Origin of the sequence: Hyphomicrobium sp. CS1BSMeth3, from assembly GCF_900117415.1 — a bacterium.
GTDB lineage: Bacteria > Pseudomonadota > Alphaproteobacteria > Rhizobiales > Hyphomicrobiaceae.
On the sequence record NZ_FPEI01000005.1, the window covers coordinates 475,253 to 497,377 of the forward strand.

Here is a 22,125-nt window from a genome sequence, read left to right on the forward strand (position 1 = left end):
GGGGGATGGGCCGCAGAAGGCAAGACAGGGGTGGCAAGGTATGGCCGGCAAATCTGCACGCATCAGCCGTCGCATCCGAGTGGGACTTGCGGCCGTCATTTCGGGCGCCGCACTCCTGGGCGGTTGCGCGGACGGCGTCGAGGTCAACAGCCCGCTGCTCGACGCGGTGGGCCTTAGCACGGCGGCGCTCTCCAAGAGGGAAGAGCCCAAAGTGGCGCCGCGGGCCCCGCTCGTCATGCCGCCGAGCACCCAGCGTCTGCCGGAGCCCGGCGAGACGCCCGCTCCGGCTGCGGCGGCCGCAAGCGCCGACCCGGCATGGCCGAAGGATCCGGACCAGCAGCGGGTCGCCTCCGCGGCCCGGAAGAAGACGGAGCACGACCAGTACTGCCGCGATGGCAACTGGAAGGAGCGGGCCAAGGACAACGATTTCGGCGGCAGGAGCGGTCCGCAGGGTACGTGCGGCTCGATCTTCAGTGTGATCAGCGGCGGCTGGTTCGGCGGCGACGGCCCGCCGAAAGAGGACGTGCCGAAGCCCTGACCGGCAGGCCCCTCAGGTTTCGGCCTAACCCTCGGATCTGCCTCGACGCCGGTCTCTGCTCGCGCTTCATTTTGCACTGCAAAAATTGCAGTTGCTGCAATGCAAAATTACGTTTATATTGCGCGTGATATGCCAGCATAGCGCTGCGAGGCTCCCCATGAGTGCGCGTCCCTTCGATATTCCAGCTGCCTTCGCCCGCATGTGGGTCGACAGCTCGCTCCAGATGATGCGCGCAACCACCGAGCTGTGGACGAGCCTTTTGGACAACGCGCCCGCGCGCACGCCCACCTCGACCGCATCACCCTGGTGGATGCCTCCCCAGCAGTCGCGTTCGATCGTCCCGTTCGGGGTCTGGCCTCCGTACTGGCCACAGGCCACTGTGCTGCCCGCGATGCCGGTGGCATCCGACGCACTCTTTCCCTGGCTGCCGAAGACCCAAACCGCCGCCGGCAATCCCTTTGCTATGTGGCAGCAAATGTGGCTCCAGGCCGCCGCGCAGCCGGCCCAGTGGCCTTGGCAACCGGCGGCGCAAGCCGCTACGACGCCAGACGTCTGGCAGCCCATCGCCACGGCCTACAGGACGGCGAACGGCCATGCCATGGCCGCCGTGCTGCGCACCATGGCCGACGTCGTGGAGCCGAAGCCGCGCGTCCTCACGCCGGCGGACTACTGGCCCATGCCCCTCGGCACCCGCCACTGAGTGCATCCCACGCGCTTCAGGCTTTCTGCTCCCAGCGGCCGGCATCGCTCTGGCGCCAGTAGGTCGCTTTGCATCCCTGCGCCTTGACCCTCTGCCACTGAGCCCGCGCGGCGGCGACAGCCTCCTCGTCGCGCCCGTCGAAGATCACGACGATACGCACGTAGCCCGCATAGGCCTCCATGTCGGCCCCATCGAGCAGGAAGCGGACACCGGCGCCGTTGGCATTCTCCTGGTCGAGCGTAAGCAGGATCGGCTGGCGATCAGGCGGACCATCCTTGGCCGTACCATGTGGCAGGAAGCTATCGTCGGCGAACGTCCACAGATGCGCATCCAGCGCTTCGAGACGTTCCGAGTTGCCGACCTGCACGACCGCGCGCCATCCTCGCTCCAGCGTTCGCTGAAGCAGGCTCGGCAACACCCGCTCAAGCGGCTGGCGCTCGAGGTGATAGAAGAGCACTTCCGTGGTCGTCGTTTCGGCCATGCGCCCGATGCCTGCCCCTTAACGCTTTGTATCAGAAACCTGCGATCTTGCGTGTCGCTTGAAACCGCTGGGCGCGCTCACGTATGCTAACGCCCGTGCGGACCGATCAGAGGGCGGCGCTAGGTGACGGAACAACAAAAGCAGTTTCCCGAGTTCTACGTGACTGCTCCGCAGGCCTGTCCCTACCTGCCGGGGCGGGCAGAGCGCAAGCTCTTCACCCATCTCACGCACGACAAGCCGCGCGTCCTCATCGACAACCTGCTCAAGGGCGGCTTCCGGCGCAGCCAGAACATCGCCTACATGCCCTACTGCGAGGGCTGTCAGGCGTGCGTGTCCGTGCGCGTGCTCGTGAACGAATTCGAGCCCGGTCGCAACTTCCGGCGTATCCAGGAGCGCAATCGCGACCTCAAGGCGCGGCGCATTCAGGCCGTCGCGACGTCGGAGCACTTCAGCCTCTTCCGCAGCTACATCGATGCTCGCCACGGCGACGGCGGCATGGCCGACATGAGCGTGCTCGACTACGCCATGATGGTCGAGGACTCGATCGTCGACACCTTCCTCACCGAGTATCGCGTCGGACCGGACAAGCCGCACCTGCATCGTGCCGAGAGCGCACCGCTCAAGGCCGTCGCGCTTTGCGACCAGCTCTCCGACGGCATTTCGATGGTCTACAGCTTCTACGATCCCGAAGACGACGCCCGCAGCATCGGCACGCACATGATCCTCGAGCATATCGAGTATGCGCGCCGTCTCGGGCTGCCGTACCTCTATCTCGGCTATTGGATCGAGGGCTCACGCAAAATGAGCTACAAGTCCCGCTTCGTGCCGCAGGAGCGCCTAGGCGCCGAGGGCTGGACGCGGGCTTGACCGTCCGCACGGCGCGGCCCATACGGGTTCTCAGGCGCGCGTTGTATCAAAGCCCTCGTTAGCGACACCACACCACAAGAAAGATCAGGCGTTACGTGCGGACGACCTTGTCGCCCCGCCGAGGAACGCCGTCGCCGCCAACGCGCGGCTGGGAGAAGGCGCAGTTGCGCGTGGCGGTGCCGACGAAACGGCGCCACCGCACGCAGCGGGACGGGATCGAATGACGGAAGTCTTGGCGGCATTGGCGGATCTGCCAATCGCGCAACTTGCGGTGCGGATGGTCTCGGTTGCCGTCTTCATTGTCCTTGTATCGTTGATCTCCGAGCGCGTCGGCCCGTTCTTCGGCGCCATGGTAGCTTCGCTACCCGTCTATACCGGGCCCGTCTATCTGTTCCTGGCACTCGACCATCCGCCAGAGTTTCTCGCGCGCGCCGCCGTCGCATCCGTGGCTGCCCTCGGGGTCACGCCCATCTACCTTCTGATCTACGGGCTGTTCGCACGCGCCGGCCACTCGATGCCGCTGAGCCTATTGGCCGGACTTGCTGCCTGGATCGTTTGTGCCGTGCTCATCCAGTTTCATGACTGGTCCCTGATCGAGGCGCTTCTGTTCGGTGTTCCGATCTTCGCCGTCGCCACCCTGCTCGCGCCGCGCTTCACGGACGCCATACCGCTGAAGGCCGGTGAGCGCAGGTGGTCGGATCTCGTGGTTCGCGTGCTGCTCGTGACGATCGTCGTCGGTATCGTCAACGCGCTGAGCCCATTCCTGCCGACTCAGCTCACCGGCATCCTCTCGATCATGCCGACAATAACGACGAGCCTCATCGTCGTCCTTCACGGACGCATCGGCGGCCCAGCGACAGCGGCACTGCTCGCGCACTCCATCGGTGGCCTTATCGGAATGTTCTCGGCGGTCGCGCTCGTTGCCGCGACCGTCGCCGTCTGGGGACCAGCGCTTTCCCTCTCGCTTGCGCTGGCCGTCTGCGTGGCATGGAATCTCATGCTCATTGCAGCCAAGCAGGGGCGCGCACTCTTCAAACGTCGCTCGCGCTGACGCGGCGTCTCAGCCGACCACGGCCTGGCACTCGATCTCGACCTTCATGCGCGGATCGACGAGCCCCTTCACTTCGACCAGCGTCGAGGCCGGCAGATGCTCACCGAAATAGGCAATGCGGCGCGGATTGATGGACGCCCGCTCGCTGATGTCGGTCATGAAGACCTGCACTTTCGTCACGTGCTCCGGACCGGCACCCGCCGCCTTGAGGCACTCGTCCATGACATCCATGGCGATATCGAACTGAGAGACCGTGTCCGGCGGGATATGGCCATTGGCCTCCATGCCGACGACACCGGAGACCCAGACGAGATTGCCCGCCCTGACGACGTGGCAGTAGTGGCTGACCGGAGTCATGATGCCCGGAACCATGATGCGCTGGATCATTGCCGTCTCCTCCCGATGCACTGCGGATCTGCATCTGCGGACTATAGCGCTCTGCAGGCACGAGTCGATCTTTGGCCGGGCGCGATCTAGTCTCGGGTGCCAAGGAGGAACAACACCATGATCGAAGAAACGCTCGACATTCAAACGCGCGACGGCGCCATGGAGACCTTCGTCTGCCGGCCGGACCGCGGCACGCACCCCGCCGTGCTGCTGCTGATGGATGCGCCCGGCATTCGCGAAGAGCTGCGCGACATGACGCGCCGGCTGACATCGGTCGGCTACTGCGTGCTGCTCCCCAACCTCTACTACCGCGCCGGGCGCGACTCGAAGTTCGATCCCGCGACCGTGCTCACGCACGGCAGCCCCGAGCACACGCGCATGCGGGCGATCCGCACCAAGATGACGATCCCGCCGATCATGGACGATGTCGCTGCCATGATGAAGTTCCTCGAGGGGCGCGAAGGCGTGAAGCCGGGCCCCATCGGCGTGCATGGCTATTGCATGAGCGGGCCGTACGCGCTCGCCGCCGCCGCGCGCTATCCGGACCGCGTCGCTGCCGCAGCTTCCTTCTATGGCACATGGCTCGTGAGCGATGCCGAGGAGAGCCCGCATCTCACTCTCGGCAAGGCCAAGGGCGAGCTCTATATCGCCTGCGCCGAGATCGACGAGCTGGCGCCGCTGCCGATGGTCACCGAGCTCAAAAAGCTGTTCGACGCATCAGGAAACCCGGGCGAGCTCGAGATCTATCCCGGCGTGCACCACGGCTTTGGCTTTCCGCAGCGCAAGATCTACGACAAGGCCGCCGCCGAGCGGCACTGGGAGCGCCTGATCGCGCTCTATCGGAGGCGGCTCGGATAGCGAACTTCAGGCGCTTCGAGGCAAGCGGTCAGCTACACCACTGCACGAGCCGCCAGCTCTTGACCTTGCAGGTCTCGCGGCCGCGCTTGTCGGTGGTGCACACGCGGTTCGGCTCGCGCCGGTAGGAGCAGTAGACGCCGGGAGCAGGGAAACCCTCGTAACCCCGCTCGGGCTTCTTGGTATTGTACTGCCACTCCTCGTAGCGATAGCGTTGGGCTTCCGCCTCACTTGTTGTGAAAACGAGGGAGGCAAGAACGGCGAGCGACAGCCCGACGGCCGCGGTCCGCCTGATCAGATTTCTCGATCTCATTGTGTCCTCCCAGATGAAACTGGTCTGGCCCACTGCTCTGACACAATCAACCGGCGCGGCAAAGGGTTCCCTGCGACCCGCAATCGGCCGCTAACCACCAAGCTTCGCCGCCACCTCGGCCACGCGCTCCGGCGTGAGGCCGAAGTGGGCGAAGAGCTTGCCTGCGGGCGCCGAGGCGCCGAAATCCGAGAGGCCAACAAAGGCATCGCTCGGACGCAGCCACTCGCGCCAGCCCTGCTCGATGGCAGCTTCGATCGCGACCCGCGGCGCATCGCCGAGGACCGCCTGCTGATAGGCCGCGCCCTGCTTGCGGAAGAGCTCGAAGGAGGGCAGCGAGACGACCGCCGCCGCGATGCCCTTGGCCGCCAGCAGATCCGCCGCCTTTGCGGCAAGGCCGACCTCGGACCCGGTCGCGATGAGCGTCACGGCGCGCTTGCCGCCCGCTGCCTCGCGCAGCACATAGCCGCCCTTCGCGCTCGAATTCTCGCCGAGCGGGCCCTTGCGCAGGTTCGGCACGTTCTGGCGCGTGAGCGCGAGCACGGATGGCGTGCTGCCCTGCGCCACGGCAAGCGCCCAGCATTCCGCCGTCTCGACGCCGTCGGCCGGGCGGAAAACGTTGAGATTGGGGATCGCGCGCAGCGCCGCCAGATGCTCGATCGGCTGATGCGTCGGGCCGTCCTCGCCGAGGCCGATCGAGTCGTGCGTGAAGACATACACGACCTGCTGCCGCATGAGCGCCGCGAGGCGGATCGAGGGCCTGCAGTAATCCGAGAACACGAGGAACGTGCCACCGTACGGAATGAGACCGCCGTAGAGCGCCATGCCGTTCATGGCCGCGGCCATGCCGTGCTCGCGGATGCCGTAGTAGAGGTAGCTTCCCGAGAAGTCGCCCTTCACGATCGGCTTCTGGCTCTTGGCCTTCGTGTTGTTCGAGCCGGTGAGGTCGGCCGAGCCGCCGATCAGCGCGGGCTGCGCCGCGACGAGTGCCTCGAGCGCCCGCTCAGACCATACACGCGTCGCCCGCTCGGCAGTCTCTGCAGCGGCGGCGGCTTCACGGAGGTTCGCCACGGCGGCATTGACGGCCTCCGTGCGCGCGGCCGAAGGATTCTCGAAGGCTTCGCGCTCGCGCGCGTCGAGCTTCTTCCAGCGCTGCTCCCAGGCCTCGCGCGCCGCGCGACCGCGCGCGCCTGCCGCGCGCCACGCATTCAGCACCTCCGCGGGCACCTCGAAGGGCGCACTCTTCCAGCCGAGCTTCTCGCGCGTGCCGGCAATTTCTTCAGCGCCGAGCGGCGAGCCGTGCGTCGAGGCCGTGCCCGCCTTCTTCGGCGCGCCATAGCCGATCACGGTCTTGCAGGCGATGAGCCACGGCTTGCTGTCGTCGGCCTTCGCTGTCGCGAGGGCCTTGCGCACGGCGTCCATATCGTGGCCGTCGATCGCGAGCGTATTCCAGCCGGCAGCTTTGAAGCGCCCGATCTGATCCTCGCTCGTCGAGAGCGACGTCGGACCGTCGATCGAGATGCCGTTGTCATCGAAGAGCACGATCAGGCGGCCGAGACCGAGATGGCCGGCGAGCGTGATCGCTTCCTGCGAGATGCCTTCCATGAGGCAGCCGTCGCCCGCGATCACATACGTGCGGTTGTCGAACAGCTCGCCATGGCGCGCATTCCAGATGCGCTCGGCGATCGCCATGCCGACGGCATTGGCGAGCCCCTGGCCGAGCGGGCCCGTCGTCGTCTCGATGCCTTCGGCATGACCGTACTCGGGATGTCCCGCCGTCTTCGATCCGAGCTGACGGAAGTTCTTGATCTCCTCGATGGTCATGCCGGGCGTGCCGGTGAGATGGAGGAGCGAATAGAGCAGCATCGAGCCGTGCCCGGCCGAGAGCACGAAGCGGTCGCGCGCCGGCCAACGGGGCGCCGACGCATCGAATTTCATCACCTCGGCAAACAGCACCGTCGCCACATCGGCCATGCCCATGGGCATGCCGGGGTGACCGGACTTCGCCGCCTCGACGGCATCCATTGCCAGCGCCCGGATGGCATTTGCCATGTCGCGGGTCGCGAGGGCGCCCTTCGCCTTGTCAGTCATACGCGCGGTCCCTGCTGGTCGTGTGCCCCAAAACTCGATGGAGAACCGGGAAGATGGCGCACCATTAACGGTGCGGCGGGCAGGCGTCCACCATCCTCGGCTGGCTTATCCCGTTCATGCGGTCGCAGCGGCGGCCAGCTCCCTGAGGCGCACCAATGAACGCTGTGTGGCGCCGACAGGGTCGTCGGGGACGTGGGTTTCGACGGAGAGCGTCAGCGAGCGCTCCGGCGCGGCGGCGAGACAGGCCGCGATGAAGGCTCCGTAGGGCACATCCCCCTCGCCCACGGCGACATGCCGCCGCCCGGCGCGGATGGAGAAGTCCTTGAAATGCATGTGATCCACGAACGGCATGAGCGCCGCCATGCGTTCCGCGTCCGGGGTGGTGCCGGTCGCATAGATATTGCCGATGTCGAGGAGCGCCTTGAGGCGCGGGTGCCGCCGCGCCTGCATGAGCGCCATGAGGTCCGTCTCATCGCGGACATTGCAGACGGGCTCATTCTCGACATGGAGAACCAGGTCCTCGCGCTCAGCCACGGCCAGCAGCTCGTCGAGCGCAGGCCCGAGCTCGGCGAGCTTGAACCCCTCGTAGGTCAGGAAGCTGAAAATGCGGACGTTGCGCGTGCCGAGCCTGTGCGCCGCCTCGGCCGTCAGCCGCGCGATTTCGCCAAGAGAGCGGGAGCCGATCTCGAAGCCGAACTGGTCGCCCAAGCGACCGGCGGACCGGCCGGGCGCCGCCCATTTGAGCAGGGGCGAGGCGAGCCCGACCACCTTGAGGCCCGCATCGGCGATCTGTCGCGCCGCATCCTTCTGCTCGTCCGGCGAGAGGGCGAGGAAATTGCGGCCCTCGATGGAGCGCATTTCGAGCGCGCCGACGCCATTCTCCTGCGCGAAAGCGATTGTTTCGGCGAGCGGCGCCTTCAGCTCGTCGTTGACGAACGCAATGGTGTGTTGAGCGGCCATGCGAGACCTCGTGCCGGCATCCCTACGCCTACAATGCAGGCGTAGGATCACGCAGCAAACCCGTCAACCGTCGTGCAGTGCAACAAAGAGCTCGAGCTCGGTGCGCGTCGGCAGGCCAGCCCGGCTGCCGAGCCGGGTGCACTTCAACGCGGCGACGGCGGCCGCGCGCCGCACATTGGCCTCGACCGGCAGATTTTCGGCTACGCCCAGCGCAAATGCACCGTGGAAGGCGTCGCCGGCGCCCGTCGTGTCGACGACATCGATCTGGAATGCGGGCTGATGACCGGTACGACCGTCGCGCTCGGCCCAGAGATAGCCGCGTCCCCCGAGCGTCACGCCGGCATGCCGCGGCCCATGACGGAGCACCTGCTGGAGCGCATCGGCGTCACTCATACCGCGGGCAAATTCGTGCAGCGACGGCGCCGAGAAGACCGCATAGTCGACAAGGCCGAGCAGCTCGGGCAGGGCCTCGCGGCCCCCGAGATCGGCATCGAGCACTGTCGGCACGCCCTCGCGCCGCGCCCGCGTCAGCACGACCCGCACGGCCTCCAGCCATCGCAGATCGCAGAGCACGGCTTTCGCCTCCGCGATCCGCTCGATCGGCAGCCAGCTCGTGCCCGCCGGGATCGAGGTATCGCGCTGCGTGATGATCATGCGCTCGCCCTGGCTGTCGACGATGACGGCCGAGGTCGACGAGCGGGCCTCCTCGAAGGCGTGCACATAGCGGATGTCCACCTTCTCCGCCTTGAGACCATTGCGGATGGCGACACCCGCCTGATCGTCGCCGACGCGCGACCAGAGCTCAGCTTTGGCGCCCAGGCGTGCGGCCGCAACCGCCGCATTGGCGGCCATCCCCCCGCCAACCTCGATGTGCTCGAGCGCGCGGATCTTGGTCGGCTCAGGCGGAAAGCTCTCGATCCTGTAGATCCGGTCGAGGGCCGCATGTCCGACGCAGATGAGGGGAACCGGCTGAGCCATTGCATTCCGCTGGGTGAGGGCGCACCACCAGGAGCGTGGCGGACGCTGCAAACCGAAATTCCGAATGAATTTCGGCGTTTCGACGATCGCCAGCGAGGCAGAAACTTGGCAACGGCGCACAGGCCACCGCCATCAAGCAGCGCCTCCGCCACACACCCGAACCGCCGCACAAACAATCGTTCGAACCATAACGTGCGTACGACAACCTGACCAGCGCGCAGATTTCGGCGGCAAACCGGTCGCCCGGCGACGCTTTTGCACAACCGGCGCACGTTTCCCACGCCCCCCGCGCGGCCATGTCCCAGGACAGGACGGCGAAAACATGCTTATTCACGCCGAAAATGCCGCGGGGGGCGGCGGGGGCGCGAAGGCTTCCGGTTGCCATCATCGCCAATCGTTCACACCGTTTGGAGGCATCCGTCGCTTTGCCTAACTCAGAGATGCTCGCCACCCGCGATCCGGTGGAGCACCGAGCTGAACCCAGCCACGCCGATACGCTGAAGATCGAAGCCCGGCGGCTTGCAGCCCATTGCGCCAAGTACCGCGGCGCCGACCTCAGCCGCGCCCTCATCCAGCTTTTGACCACCACGGTGCCGTTCCTGGCTCTGCTCGCCGCGATGTGGGCGACCGTGGATCACGCCTATTGGCTGACCATACTTCTCGCCGTACCCGCTTCCGGCTTGCTGGTGCGCTTTTTCATCATCCAGCATGATTGCGGGCATGGCTCCTTCCTGCCGTCCGCGCGCGCCAACGACATGCTCGGGCGGATGATCAGCCTCTTGACCATGACGCCCTACGGGCTCTGGCGGCGCGTCCACGCGAGACACCACGCAACTTCGGGCAATCTCGACCGCCGCGGCTACGGCGACATCGAGACGCTGACGCTCGCCGAGTACCGCGCCTGCTCGCCTTGGCAACGCCTGCGCTACCGCATCTACCGCCATCCCCTGTTCCTGTTCCCGATCGGCGTGCCCTTCTTCTTTGTCGTGCTGCAGCGTACGCCTTGGGGGCATCCGCTCGAGCCCAAGGAGGGCTGGCGAAGCGTCGTCGGCCTCAACATCGCGATGATCGTCTTCTATGGTCTGCTCGGCGCTGCCATCGGCTTCTCCAAGCTCGCGTGGATCGTCGCCCCGATGATCCTGATGGCTTCGGCCCTCGGCGGGTGGCTGTTCTTCATCCAGCACCAGTTCGAGGACGGCCACTGGGACGCGAGCGAGGAATGGGACTTCCAGGTCGCCGCCATTCGCGGCTCCTCGTACTACGTCCTGCCGAAGCCGCTCGAGTGGTTCACGGGCAACATCGGGCTGCACCACATCCACCACCTGAATAGCGTCATCCCGAACTACCGCCTGCATGACTGCCTCGCAGCATCACCGGAGTTCCAGGCCATGAACCGCGTCACGCTCTGGGAGAGCTTCAAGTGCGCGCGCTTGGCGGTGTGGGACGAGGCGCAGCGCCGGCTGCTCACATTCCGCGAAGCGCACGCCACGATGGCCGCGGACGCGGCAGGGATCCGCGCGTCCGCGTCGGGCTGACGGCTCGCGCTATCGCCAACCATTTGCAATTACTGGCAAAAGTGCTTTCGCCAGTTGATTTTGCACGATCCTACGTGTTCAAGGATCCGTGCACGGCGCTGTGTCGGGCGACATCGAAACGCGAGATTGCGAAGCACCTATGCCCACGGTCGAAGCTCGCACCCATAAGATGGCGATTGCCAGCATTGCCGTCGCCTGCGCGGTTCTGGGCATCAAGTACGTCGCCTACTGGGTGACGGGGAGCGTCGCCCTCTTCTCGGACGCGCTCGAAAGTATCGTCAATGTCGTGACGGCCCTCGTTGCGCTGATGGCGGTCCGCATCAGCGCGCGGCCTGCTGACCGCCGCCACCAGTTCGGCCATCACAAGGCGGAGTACTTCTCGGCCGTGATCGAAGGCGTGCTGATCATCCTCGCGGCGCTCATGATCCTGCACGCCGCGTGGCAGGCGCTGCGCGAGCCGCGCGCCTTCACCGAGCCCTGGCTCGGCCTCGCCATCAGCGGCGTCGCCACGGTCCTCAATGCCGGCTGGTCCTGGGCGCTCATCACCTATGGACGGCGCTGGCGGTCACCCGCACTCGTCGCGGACGGCTGGCATCTATTTTCCGATGTCGCGACCTCGATCGGCGTCATCGTCGGCCTCATCCTTGCCATCGTGACCGGCTGGCAAGTGCTCGATTCAGCTCTTGCGGCGCTGGTTGCGGTCAACATCCTGGTCGCCGGCTGGCGGGTCATGCGCTCGTCGATCAGCGGGCTCATGGACGAGGCCGTCGACGGCGATATCGGCCGCCGCATTCGGGCTGTCATCTCGGAGAGTGCGGCGGGCGCGATCGAAGCCCACGACATCCGCACGCGCACGGCCGGACGCGCGACCTTCATCGACTTCCATCTGGTGGTGCCGGGCGCCATGAGCGTCGCCGATGCGCACCGCATTTGCGATCGCATCGAGCAGGCCCTCGAAGCGGAGATCGAGGGCGCCGAGATCGTCATCCACGTCGAGCCGGAGGGCGAGGCCCGCCACCGCGGCGTGGTGGTGATTTGATGCGCTCCTTCCCCTTCTCCCCGTGTTTACGGGGAGAAGGTCGGGATGAGGGGCGGCCGCTTGCGCTGACGTCGGCGTATGCCGCCGCCCCTCACACTAACCCTCTCCCCGCGAAGGGCGGGGAGAGGGGATGAGGTCTAGACCGACAGCGATGTCGCTTCGCCGTGCTCGTTGACGTAGGCAATGCGGACCATGTTGGTCGTGCCCGGCGAACCGAGCGGGACACCGGCCGTGATGATCACGCCGCTGCCTGCGCGCACAAAACCCTCTTCGAAGGCAATGCGGCACGCCTTTTTGACCATGTCGGCAAGGTTCTCCGGGTCGCTCGTCAGCACGCAGTGGACGCCCCAGACGGCCGCGAGCCGCCGCGCCGTCGCGACCACCGGCGTCAGACCGATGACCGGCAGCCCCGGCCGCTCGCGCGCGACGCGCAACGCCGTCGAGCCGGTCGCCGTAAAGCAGATGATGGCCGAGAGCTTCAGCGTATCGGCGACGGCATGAGTTGCAGCGGCGATCGCATCGGCGGCCGTCGGCTGCGGCGGCGTGCTCGTCGCGTGAACCAGCACGTCGTAAGTCGGATCAGCCTCGGCCTCGATCGCAATGCGGTCCATCATGCCGATCGCTTCGATGGGGTACTTGCCGACGGCCGACTCCGCCGACAGCATGATCGCATCCGCGCCATCGAATACGGCCGTCGCCACGTCCGACACCTCGGCGCGCGTCGGGACCGGCGCGCTGATCATGCTCTCGAGCATCTGCGTCGCGATCACGACCGGCTTGCCAGCCGCACGGGCCTTGCGCGTGATCTGCTTCTGGAGGCCCGGCACGCGCTCCACCGGCATCTCGACGCCGAGGTCGCCACGCGCCACCATGATCGCATCCGATTGCGCGATGATCTGGTCGAGATCGGCGATCGCGGAAGGCTTCTCGATCTTCGACATGATCGCGGCGCCCTGGCCGATCATCCGGCGCGCGAGCGCCACGTCCTCGCCACGCTGCACGAACGAGAGGCCCACCCAGTCCACGCCGAGCTTCAGGACGAAATCGAGATCGGCCTTGTCCTTGTCGGTCAGCGGGTTGATCGGCAGAACCGTGTCGGGCATGGACACGCCCTTGCGGCTCGCGAGCGGGCCGCCGACGATCACTTCGGCCGCAATGCGCGAGGGATCGGCCTCGATCACGCGCATCCGGATCTTGCCGTCGTCGAGCAACAGCGTGTGGCCCGCCTCGACCCCCTCGAAAATCTGCGGATGCGGCAGGAAAACCCGCTTGTCGTCGCCTTCGCGCTCCTCGGTATCGAAGATGTAGGTCTGACCGGTCTTGAGCTCCACGCGGTCCCCGCCGAGCTTGCCGACGCGGAACTTCGGGCCCTGCAGGTCGGCGAGAATGCCGATCGGGCGGCCATGCTTGAGCTCGGCAGCGCGGACAGCCGCATGCAGGCCACGCACCATGTCGAAGCTCGAATGGCTCATGTTGATGCGGAAGACGTCGACGCCGGCTAGGAAGTAGCTCTCGATCACTTCGGGCGCCGATGACGCCGGGCCCAGCGTCGCGAGGATCTTCACTCTCCGGTTTCGTCTCATCGTCCCTTCCCGCCGCTGTCGCCCGGATCTGTCAGGCGGATCGTCCAGTCATTCGAGTTCTGTGTATCGACTTCGAAGAAGCCTGTCCGCTTGAACCCCCGCCGCATGCAGTCCTCGACGCCACGAATTGTAAAGACCTTGTCGGCCGTGCACATCATGTTGGTGCCGCCCCACTCGCCGCCGCGGTCGTAGTCTACCGCATGCACGTAATAGAAGCGGCTGCCAAGCTTTCCCTTTAACAACGTCTCACAAGTCTGTGACGCGATGTTCCACCAACCCTCGGTCGCCCATCCTTTCGGGTCCTGGTAGCCGATGGCGACGCCAATTCTGCTCGACGTTGCATTGCAGAGTTTCAAGTCTGCACGCGCGACGCTTGCGCCAAGCATGACGGTCAACACCGTGAGGCACGCGGTCGTTGCCGGTCGAGAACAAAATAAAGGCAATAGGCGACGCGCATCAGCAGGCTTCCGGCCGTGGTCGGCCCCTTCATGTGCATCGGTCATGGGTGTCAGATCGGTTCGACGAGTATCGCGCGGAAATCATTGACGTTGGTATGTGTCGGCCCCGTGTGCACGAGGTCGCCCAGCGCCTCGAACAAAGTCGTGGCATCGTTGTTATCGAGGGCCTTTCGGGCGTCCGCGTGGCACGCCTGGGCGCGCACCAGCGTATCCGGACCGATAATCGCGCCTGCAGGGTCGTCGACACGGCCTTCGCCGCCATCAATGCCGTCCGTGTCCGCAGCAACGGCTGCGACGCCCGGCAGGCCATCGAGTGCACAGGCGAGTGCGAGCGCATATTCCTGGCTGCGTCCGCCGCGTCCGGCCCGGTTGCGTACAGTGACCTCCAGCTCGCCACCGCTGATGATCGCAAGCCGCCGGCCTTCCGCCTTGGCTTTTCGGGCGAGTTCGGCATGGGCAGCCGCGACGTCGCGCGCTTCACCCGTCACCTGGTCGCCCAAACTCAAAACCTCATATCCGCGCGCCCGGGCGAGCGCTGCCGCCGCCTCCAGGGCTGCAACCGGCGTCGCGATGATCTGATAGCGGTCGCCGGCAAAGAGCGCGGCCCCTGGTTTCGGCGTCTCGTTGGCCGAGTTCTCGAGCGCGCGATAGACGCCATCAGGCACCGGCAGATCCAGCTCCGCCATGCGCGGCGATCGCCGTGCAATGACCGCGCAAGCATCCGCGAGCGTCGTCGGATCGGGCACTGTCGGTCCCGAGCCAATCGTCTCGGGATCGTCGCCCGGCACATCGGATATGGCGAGCGTGATGAATGTGCCGGCCTTGGCCGCTGCTGCGCGCAACCGCCCGCCCTTGATCCGCGAGAGATGGCGGCGCACCGCATTCATTTCGTGGATATCGGCGCCGGACTTGAGGAGGCCGCGCGTGAGCGCCGTCTTGGCCGCGAGATCGAGCCCGGCCGCAGGTGCTGCCCACAATGCTGAGGCCCCGCCCGACAGCAGAACGAGCACCGTATCGTCAGGACCTGCCGACCGCGCCAGCTCGAGCGCACGCTCGGCAGCGGCGAGCGACGTTTCATCCGGTGTCGGATGGCGGCCTTCCAGGATTTCCAGGCACTCGGGCTGGGTGCCGGCATAAGCCGCCGCATAGCCTTGCGGCGCCGTCGCGACGCCCGTCAGGCGATCGCCAATGCCTGCTGCCCGATAGTGCGCCTCGGCGACGGAGGCCATGGCAATCGCAGCCTTGCCGGCGCAGAGCACGATCAACCGCCCTTTGGCCGGCACAGGCGGCAAATGCGGCGCGAGGCAGGTCCGTGGATGGGCTGCCGCCACCGCCGCCTCGAACATCTCGAGCAGGAGCCCGCGCGCTTCGGCCGGCATGATCTGGGGAGCCCTCGAGCAGAAAAAGTTGTCGCCGCCATTACTTGCGGTCGGCGACAGCGATACGTCAAGCGCTGAAGACCTAAGCTAGAAGGCTGGCCCGAAGCGGTTGGAGCGTGGGAAACCCTTCGGCGCCGTACGGCCCGCCTGGGCGCGCTGCCCCACCCATTCCTTCAACTCGCTGCTCTCGAGCGTATACGTGCGCCCCGCGGAGTCGAGCCACGTCAGACCGGCCTTCTTCTCGAAGGGCCGGACATCCGAAAGCCCGCCATCCTTGAAACGCTGCAGGATGATGCCCTTGCCGCGCGTCATCTCGTTGATTTCTTCAAGGCTGAAGACGAGCATCCGGCGGTTCTCGCCGATGGTCGCGCACATGTTGGCGCTCGGCGGTACGGGCACGCAGACGCGCGCCTCTGCATCCGCATCGACATTGAGGACCTGCTTGCCCTTGCGCGTCGAGGCCAGCACCTCGTCCTCGGGCACGATGAAGCCGTGCCCCGACGTGGCCGCCACAATGAGCTTGCGCCCCGGTTCGTGCACGAACATGTCGACGATCTCGTGGCTTTCCTCCAGATCGACCATCAGGCGCACGGGCTCGCCGTGGCCGCGCCCACCTGGAAGCTGGCTGCCTTCGAGCGTGAAGAACTTGCCGTTCGTCGTGAAAACCAGAAGCTTGTCCGTCGTCGAGGCGCGCACGGCCCGCTTGAGACCATCGCCGTGCTTGAAATCGAGCTTGGAGAGATCCTCCGGGTGGCCCTTCAGAGCGCGGATCCAGCCCTTCTCCGAGAGAATGACTGTGATCGGCTCCTTCTCGATGAGGGCCTGATCCAGATCGACCTCGATGGCCGGCGCGTCGGCAAGCTCCGTGCGACGGCGGCCGAGCTCGGTCTTTTTGGAATAGGTCTCGCGGATGGCCTTGATCTCGGTGCTGATCCGCTCCCACTGCAGGTCTTCGGACTTCAGCAGCGCCTGCAAATCGCGCATCTCGCCCGTGAGCTTGGCGTGCTCGGCCTTGATCTCCTGCTCCTCGAGCTTGGACAGCGACCGCAAGCGCAGGTTCAGGATGGCTTCGGCCTGCACATCCGTGAGCTTGAACTTGGCGATCAGCTTCGCCTTGGGCTCATCCTCGAAACGGATGATGCGGATGACCTCATCGATATTGAGGTACGCAATCAGATAACCGTCGAGCACCTCGAGGCGGTGCCTGATCTTGGCGAGGCGATGCTCCGAGCGCCGGACCAGCACCTCCTGGCGGTGCTCCAGCCAGTGCTTGAGCACATCGCGCAGCGACAGAACGGCCGGGATCTGGCCCGCCGTCAGCACGTTCATGTTGAGCCCGAAGCGGGTTTCCAGCTCCGTGACGCGGAACAGGCTCTCCATGAGCACGAGCGGATCGACCGTGCGGCTCTTCGGCTCCAGGATCAGGCGGACGACCTCGGCGCTCTCGTCGCGCACGTCGCCGAGCAGTGGCAGCTTCTTCGCCTGCATGAGCTCGGCGATTTTTTCGACGAGCCGCGCCTTCTGCACCTGATAGGGGATCTCGGTGACGACGATCTGATAGCCGCCGCGACCGGTATCTTCCTTCTCCCAGCGCGCGCGCAGGCGGAAGCCGCCACGGCCCGTGCGGTAGGTCTCGATGATGCTGTCACGCGGCTCGACGAGGATGCCGCCGGTCGGGAAATCCGGCGCCGGAATGAAATCGACGAGCTTCTCGACGGTCGCGTTCGGGTGCTTGATGAGATGCAGCAGCGCCGCGCATAGCTCGTCGACATTGTGCGGCGGGATGTTCGTCGCCATGCCGACGGCAATGCCCGACGAGCCGTTCGCCAGCAGATTCGGGAAATTGGCCGGGAGGACGACCGGCTCCTTGTTGGTGCCGTCGTAGGTCGCCCGGAAGTCGATCGTGTCCTCGTCGATGCCGTCGAGGAGCGCCTCGGCGACGTGCGTCAGGCGGCTCTCCGTGTACCGCATGGCCGCCGGGTTATCGCCGTCGATATTACCGAAATTGCCCTGGCCATCGACGAGCGGGTAGCGGACGGCGAAGTCCTGGGCGAGGCGCACGAGCGCGTCGTAGATGGCCTGGTCGCCGTGCGGGTGGAAGTTACCCATCACCTCGCCGACGATCTTCGCGCACTTCTTGAAGCCGCCCGCGGGATCGAGCTTCAGCTCGCGCATGGCGTAGAGAATGCGCCGGTGGACCGGCTTCAGGCCGTCGCGCACGTCGGGCAGCGCCCGGTGCAGGATCGTAGACAGCGCGTAGGTCAGATAGCGCTCTTCCAGCGCCTCGCGCAGATTGACGGGTTCAATGGGGCCCGGGCCGGGCAGAATCGGTCTGTCGCTCATGGCCTGGGGATTAACGCGCCGGCCAGCGGCTCTCAAGTGCCCGTGGCGCCACAGAGGCCCCAATCGCACAGCCTGTAACGCTCGGCCGTCTCATGCCTGCAACGCCCGGTGGAAATTTCGCTGCAGGCGGCGGGCAGACCGTGGATTGTCCACAACCTGCGCTAAACTCTCGCAAATCACCCCACGACACGAGGCCGCCTTGTCGCCGCTGCCGACCGATGCCCCTATCCTGCCGCTGAGCCAGACGGTCTCGGCGCAGCGTTCGGGTGATGCGCCGGCATTGGTAGCTGCCCTGGAGCGCTGCCGCGCCGAGGACGGCGCCTTCGCCTACAGTGCTGGTCAGGAGATCGGGACCTTCCGCATTGAAGCCCGGACGCTCAATGAGCTGGCGCAGCGCCTGGCGGGTGTCACCGCCGCGGCTGCCGTCGCGCTCGGGACCGGTCCGATCGCTATCCAGCCCTGCTGGACGCCCGGCCGGCTTGCCGAGGCCGAGCACCGACTCGGCAGCGCCGATAGCGGCACCGGGGACTTCGCGGTCGTGCGCCTGCGGATCGTCCCCCGGCGCTCGGGAGAGGGCAACATCTTCGAGACCGAATTTGCCGGCCCACCCGAGATCGATGCCCTCAATGCCGCCGTGGCGCGCGGCGTGGCGCGTGCCTCTGCCGAGGGCGTGGAGGGCGAAGGCCGGATCATCGACACGCGCGTCGTCTTCATCGACGGCGCCTTCCATCCCAAACGCTCGACGCCGAGCGGCTTCGAGGAAGCTGCCGTCTCGGCCATGCGGGCTGCCTGCCGGACGGCAGGCTTGCGGCGACTCGAGCCGCTGATGGAGATCGAGATCATGGCGGAGCGGGATCATGTTCTGCCCGTCGTCAACGATCTTGCCACGCGCGGCGGCAGCGAGCTGCGCCGACGGCTCGCGCAGAAAGGTGTGGCAATCGCCGCCGAGCTGCCGCTCCGCGCCTTCCTCACCTACGAGGGCGATCTCGCCGCGCTGACCCAAGCCCGCGCGAAGATCATCGGCGAGCCGCAACTCGCCCGCTGGGCCGAGGTCCGCCGCCGCTAGCGGACAAGCGCCACGTCCCCCTTCGCCCTTAACCATGCGGGCAGCTATGCGCTCACGTCATGGTTAAGGAGCGCTCATCATGAAGAGATTGTTCACGAAATTCTTCTTCCACTAACCCGCACGTCCGCTGGAGGCAGTCGGTGGGGCGGAAAGCGAGGGGTCAATGAAGCGCGGTGTAATCTCCATTGCGGCGGCTCTTGCCATGGCCGCGCTTGCTGTGCCTGCGGAAGCCAAGACCTTCCGCTTTGCTTTCCAGGGCGATCTCAACGCGCTCGATCCCTATGCGCTGAACGAGACTTTCACACTCGGCACGATCGGCAATGCCATGGAGGGCCTCGTCACGCGCGACAAGGACCTCAAGATCGTCCCCGCGCTCGCCGAACGCTGGGAGATCGTCGAGCCGACCCGCTGGCGCTTTCATCTGCGCAAGGGCGTGAAATTCCACAGCGGCGAGGACTTCACCGCCGACGACGTGCTCTTCTCGCTCGAGCGGGCGCTCTCGCCGGAATCGAACATCCGCACGCGCTTTGCGGCCAAGCTGAAGGCCGAGAAGGTCGACGCTCACACGGTCGACTTCGTTCTTGCCGTGCCGAACCCGATCCTGCACGCGGAGTGGGATTCCTGGTTCATGATGTCGAAGTCCTGGGCCGAAGCGAATGGCGCCCTCAAGGTCCAGAGCAAGAGCAATCAGCTAAGCCCCTTCGCGCTCAAGGCCAACGGCACCGGCCCGTTCATCGTCGAGAGCCACGAGCCCGGCGTGAAGACGATCTTCAAGCCGAATCCCAACTGGTGGGGTAAGCCCGAGCACAACCTCACCCAGGTCGTCTTCCAGACCATCAAGTCCGATGCAACGCGCGTCGCGGCCCTTCTTTCGGGCGAGGTCGACATGATCGATCCCGTGCCCGTGCAGGACATTCCGCGCGTACAGGCAAGCGCCAACACCGTCGTGCTCACGGGACCCGAGCTGCGCACCATCTTCCTCAATATGGATCAGGCGCGCGACGAGCTTCTCTATTCGGATGTGAAGGGCAAGAACCCCTTCAAGGACGCCCGCGTACGCAAGGCCTTCTATCAGGCCATCGATATCGACGCGATCCAGAAGCGCATCATGCGCGGCCACGCAGCGCCGACGGCGCTGCTCATTTATCCGCCGCTCTTCTCGCGCTCGGCCGAATTCAAGCGGCACCCCTATGATCCGGCTACTGCGAAGAAGCTACTCGCCGAAGCGGGTTATCCCAACGGCTTTGCCCTCGAGATGGATTGTCCGAACGATCGCTACGTCAATGACGAGGCAATCTGCCAGGCCGTCGTCGCCATGCTCGCGCGCATCGGCATCAAAGCGAAGCTCAATGCCATGCCAAAGGCGCGCTACTTCGACAAGGTCGGCGCGCCGCAGAAGTACGACAGCTCATTCAACCTGCTCGGCTGGACGGCGAGCTCCCTCGACGGCCTCAATATCCTGCGCTCCGTTGCCGGCTGCCGGGATGCCGACGGCAAGGGCGCGACAGCCAACTTCGGCGGCTATTGCAATCCGGTTGTCGATGAGCTCGCTGGTGCGATTGCCGTCGAGAACGACGTCCAAAAGCGTGACCTGATGCTCGCCAAGGCATTCCACCACATCCATGACGAGGTCGGAATGATCCCCCTCCATCAGCAGGCGCTGAGCTGGGGCGTCTCCAAGAAGGTCAGCATGGTGCAGCGCGCCGACAACCGCATCCTCTTCTATTGGGTGCGGATGCAATAGCGGCTCCTCGGCCCCATCCACCTTAGGACCAGCTAGACCGCCGGCTCGGGATACGACAGTATCAATGCAGGCCGGCATGGCACGCGAAGGACGCGCGCCATGCCGGCAGCCTTACTTATGCTCATCCTGCATCGAGCCGTCGGGAGTAGAGTTCCATGAAGCTGCGCATCATGACATTGGCTGCGGCTCTTGCCGCTGCCATGCTCACCGCACCTGCTGAAGCCAAGACATTCCGATATGCCTTCCAGGGCGACCTCAACGCCCTCGACCCGTACACGCTGAACGAAACCTTCACGCTCGGTGCCCTCGGCAATGTCATGGAGGGGCTTACGAAGCGCGACAAGGATCTGAAGATCATCCCGGGCCTCGCCGAACGCTGGGAGATCGTCGAGCCGACGCGATGGCGCTTCTATCTGCGCAAGGGCGTGAAGTTCCACAACGGCGAGGACCTTCACCGCCGACGACGTCCTCTTTTCCGCCGAGCGCGCGCTCTCGCCAGAATCGAACATCAAGAGCCGCATCGCCGCTGGCACAAAGCTCGTGAAGGTCGACGATCACACGGTCGATTTCATCACGACCGCGCCGAACCCGATCCTGCACTACGAGTGGGATACCTGGTACATCTTCTCCAAGAAGTGGTCCGAGGCGAATGGCGCGACCAAGGTCCAGACCAGCTCGAGCCAGCTCAGCCCCTTCACGCTCAAGGCCAACGGCACCGGCCCCTTCATCGTCGAGAGCCACCAGCCCGGCGTGAAGACCGTCTTCAAGCCGAACCCGAACTGGTGGGGCAAGCCCGAGCACAATCTCACCGAGGTCATCTTCCAGACCATCAAGTCCGACGCGACCCGCGTCGCCGCCTTGCTCTCGGGCGAAATCGACATGATGGACCCGGTCCCGGTTCAGGACATTGCCCGCATCAAGGCCAATGCCGGCACCGACGTGCTGACGGGCCCGGAGTTGCGCACGATCTTCCTCAACATGGACTCGCTGCGCGACGAGCTGCTCTACTCGGACGTGAAGGGTAAGAACCCCTTCAAGGACGCCCGCGTGCGCAAGGCCTTCTATCAGGCCATCGATATCGACGCGATCCACTCGCGCGTCATGCGCGGCAACTCGGCCAACTCGGCCCTGCTGATCTCGCCGCTGCTGTTCTCGCGGGCCGCCGAGTTCAAGCGCCACCCCTATGATCCCGATGCCGCGAAGAAGCTTCTTGCGGAAGCCGGCTACCCGAACGGCTTCGGCGTCGAGATGGACTGCCCGAACGACCGCTACGTGAACGACGAGGCGATCTGCCAGGCCGTCGTCGCCATGCTTGCGCGCATCGGTATCAAAGCAAAGCTCAATGCCATGCCGAAGGCCAAGTACTTCGAGAAGGCGGGCGCGACGCAGAAGTACGACAGCTCGTTCAACCTGCTCGGCTGGACGCCCGGCTCGTTCGACAGTCACAACGTGCTGCTGAACATCACCGGCTGTCGCGATGACAAGGGCGCCGGCTCCTTCAACTACGGCGGCTACTGCAATCCCAAGGTCGACGAGCTCGCCAGGCAGATCCTCGTCGAGAACGACGCGACGAAGCGCGACGACCTGATCGCCCAGGCCTTCCGCATCGTGCATGAGGAAGCCGGTATCATTCCGCTCCACCAGCAGGCGCTGAACTGGGGCGTCTCGAAGAAGGTCAAGATCGTCCAGCGCGCCGACAATCAGATCCTCTTCTACTGGGCGCAAAAGGAATAGCGCTTCACAATCTCGGACGGGGCGGA

Annotated in this window: 19 protein-coding genes and 1 pseudogene; 10 read left to right on the top strand and 10 right to left on the bottom strand. The window is 65.6% G+C overall.

Annotation, left to right across the window (positions count from 1 at the left end):
- The first annotated feature begins 40 nt into the window (after nucleotides 1-40).
- Nucleotides 41-538, top strand: coding sequence for a hypothetical protein (locus CS1BSM3_RS11400; RefSeq protein WP_072387216.1), 498 nt, complete (start codon nucleotides 41-43; stop codon nucleotides 536-538).
- A gap of 157 nt (nucleotides 539-695) precedes the next feature.
- Nucleotides 696-1,238 carry a hypothetical protein gene (locus CS1BSM3_RS11405; RefSeq protein ID WP_072387217.1) on the top strand — a complete coding sequence of 181 codons (543 nt, stop codon included), beginning with the start codon at nucleotides 696-698 and terminating at the stop codon, nucleotides 1,236-1,238.
- 16 nt (nucleotides 1,239-1,254) lie between these two features.
- Here the strand turns inward: CS1BSM3_RS11405 and CS1BSM3_RS11410 are convergent, their stop codons facing one another.
- Nucleotides 1,255-1,719, bottom strand: a complete 465-nt coding sequence (locus tag CS1BSM3_RS11410; protein WP_072387218.1) for a DNA polymerase III subunit chi — start codon at nucleotides 1,717-1,719, stop codon at nucleotides 1,255-1,257.
- A 123-nt stretch (nucleotides 1,720-1,842) separates the two neighbouring features.
- On the opposite strand from CS1BSM3_RS11410, the gene CS1BSM3_RS11415 reads away from it, so the two are divergent.
- Together CS1BSM3_RS11415 and CS1BSM3_RS11420 are read left to right on the top strand one after the other, a co-directional pair.
- Nucleotides 1,843-2,586: an arginyltransferase gene (locus CS1BSM3_RS11415; RefSeq protein WP_072387219.1), complete on the top strand. Its 744-nt coding sequence runs from the start codon at nucleotides 1,843-1,845 to the stop codon at nucleotides 2,584-2,586.
- 220 nt (nucleotides 2,587-2,806) lie between these two features.
- Nucleotides 2,807-3,637 carry a hypothetical protein gene (locus CS1BSM3_RS11420; RefSeq protein ID WP_072387220.1) on the top strand — a complete coding sequence of 277 codons (831 nt, stop codon included), beginning with the start codon at nucleotides 2,807-2,809 and terminating at the stop codon, nucleotides 3,635-3,637.
- Nucleotides 3,638-3,646: 9 nt separating this feature from the next.
- Here CS1BSM3_RS11420 and CS1BSM3_RS11425 read toward each other — a convergent pair whose 3' ends face one another.
- Nucleotides 3,647-4,024 (bottom strand): RidA family protein, encoded by a 378-nt coding sequence (locus CS1BSM3_RS11425; protein WP_072387221.1) that lies wholly within the window; start codon nucleotides 4,022-4,024, stop codon nucleotides 3,647-3,649.
- 117 nt (nucleotides 4,025-4,141) lie between these two features.
- Between CS1BSM3_RS11425 and CS1BSM3_RS11430 the strand changes: the two genes are divergently transcribed.
- Nucleotides 4,142-4,882 carry a dienelactone hydrolase family protein gene (locus CS1BSM3_RS11430; protein ID WP_072387222.1) on the top strand — a complete coding sequence of 247 codons (741 nt, stop codon included), beginning with the start codon at nucleotides 4,142-4,144 and terminating at the stop codon, nucleotides 4,880-4,882.
- A gap of 28 nt (nucleotides 4,883-4,910) precedes the next feature.
- Here CS1BSM3_RS11430 and CS1BSM3_RS11435 read toward each other — a convergent pair whose 3' ends face one another.
- The 4 genes from CS1BSM3_RS11435 to CS1BSM3_RS11450 all read right to left on the bottom strand — a co-directional run bounded on the left by CS1BSM3_RS11435 (nucleotide 4,911) and on the right by CS1BSM3_RS11450 (nucleotide 9,218).
- The gene (locus CS1BSM3_RS11435) at nucleotides 4,911-5,192 is read right to left on the bottom strand and encodes a hypothetical protein (RefSeq protein WP_072387223.1); all 282 of its coding nucleotides are present in this window, start codon (nucleotides 5,190-5,192) and stop codon (nucleotides 4,911-4,913) included.
- Between the two features lie 90 nt (nucleotides 5,193-5,282).
- Nucleotides 5,283-7,280: a transketolase gene (gene tkt, locus CS1BSM3_RS11440; protein ID WP_072387224.1), complete on the bottom strand. Its 1,998-nt coding sequence runs from the start codon at nucleotides 7,278-7,280 to the stop codon at nucleotides 5,283-5,285.
- Nucleotides 7,281-7,394: 114 nt separating this feature from the next.
- A complete protein-coding gene (locus tag CS1BSM3_RS11445; protein ID WP_072387225.1) occupies nucleotides 7,395-8,240 on the bottom strand; it encodes a sugar phosphate isomerase/epimerase family protein in 846 nt (281 codons plus the stop codon).
- A 63-nt stretch (nucleotides 8,241-8,303) separates the two neighbouring features.
- On the bottom strand, nucleotides 8,304-9,218 hold the full coding sequence (locus CS1BSM3_RS11450; protein ID WP_072387226.1) for a PfkB family carbohydrate kinase: 915 nt from the start codon (nucleotides 9,216-9,218) through the stop codon (nucleotides 8,304-8,306).
- Nucleotides 9,219-9,643: 425 nt separating this feature from the next.
- Between CS1BSM3_RS11450 and CS1BSM3_RS11455 the strand changes: the two genes are divergently transcribed.
- A complete protein-coding gene (locus CS1BSM3_RS11455; RefSeq protein WP_244540482.1) occupies nucleotides 9,644-10,753 on the top strand; it encodes a fatty acid desaturase in 1,110 nt (369 codons plus the stop codon).
- 139 nt (nucleotides 10,754-10,892) lie between these two features.
- Nucleotides 10,893-11,792, top strand: a complete 900-nt coding sequence (locus CS1BSM3_RS11460; RefSeq protein ID WP_072387227.1) for a cation diffusion facilitator family transporter — start codon at nucleotides 10,893-10,895, stop codon at nucleotides 11,790-11,792.
- Between the two features lie 137 nt (nucleotides 11,793-11,929).
- Here CS1BSM3_RS11460 and pyk read toward each other — a convergent pair whose 3' ends face one another.
- The 4 genes from pyk to parC all read right to left on the bottom strand — a co-directional run bounded on the left by pyk (nucleotide 11,930) and on the right by parC (nucleotide 17,555).
- Nucleotides 11,930-13,375 (bottom strand): pyruvate kinase, encoded by a 1,446-nt coding sequence (gene pyk, locus CS1BSM3_RS11465; RefSeq protein WP_072387228.1) that lies wholly within the window; start codon nucleotides 13,373-13,375, stop codon nucleotides 11,930-11,932.
- Nucleotides 13,372-13,761, bottom strand: a complete 390-nt coding sequence (locus CS1BSM3_RS11470) for a DUF1036 domain-containing protein (protein WP_072387229.1) — start codon at nucleotides 13,759-13,761, stop codon at nucleotides 13,372-13,374. The genes pyk and CS1BSM3_RS11470 overlap by 4 nt, the downstream gene beginning before the upstream one ends.
- Nucleotides 13,762-13,883: 122 nt before the next feature.
- Entirely contained in the window at nucleotides 13,884-15,212 is a 1,329-nt protein-coding gene (locus CS1BSM3_RS11475; RefSeq protein WP_072387230.1) for a glycerate kinase type-2 family protein, read from the bottom strand.
- 87 nt (nucleotides 15,213-15,299) lie between these two features.
- Nucleotides 15,300-17,555 (bottom strand): DNA topoisomerase IV subunit A, encoded by a 2,256-nt coding sequence (parC, locus tag CS1BSM3_RS11480; protein WP_072387231.1) that lies wholly within the window; start codon nucleotides 17,553-17,555, stop codon nucleotides 15,300-15,302.
- Between the two features lie 199 nt (nucleotides 17,556-17,754).
- Here parC and CS1BSM3_RS11485 point away from each other — a divergent pair, with 199 nt between their 5' ends.
- From CS1BSM3_RS11485 to CS1BSM3_RS11495, 3 genes and pseudogenes are all read left to right on the top strand, one after another.
- On the top strand, nucleotides 17,755-18,621 hold the full coding sequence (locus CS1BSM3_RS11485) for a hypothetical protein (RefSeq protein ID WP_072387232.1): 867 nt from the start codon (nucleotides 17,755-17,757) through the stop codon (nucleotides 18,619-18,621).
- 163 nt (nucleotides 18,622-18,784) lie between these two features.
- Nucleotides 18,785-20,365: an ABC transporter substrate-binding protein gene (locus CS1BSM3_RS11490; protein ID WP_072387233.1), complete on the top strand. Its 1,581-nt coding sequence runs from the start codon at nucleotides 18,785-18,787 to the stop codon at nucleotides 20,363-20,365.
- Between the two features lie 155 nt (nucleotides 20,366-20,520).
- Nucleotides 20,521-22,099, top strand: a pseudogene (locus tag CS1BSM3_RS11495) (ABC transporter substrate-binding protein).
- Nucleotides 22,100-22,125 lie beyond the last annotated feature (26 nt).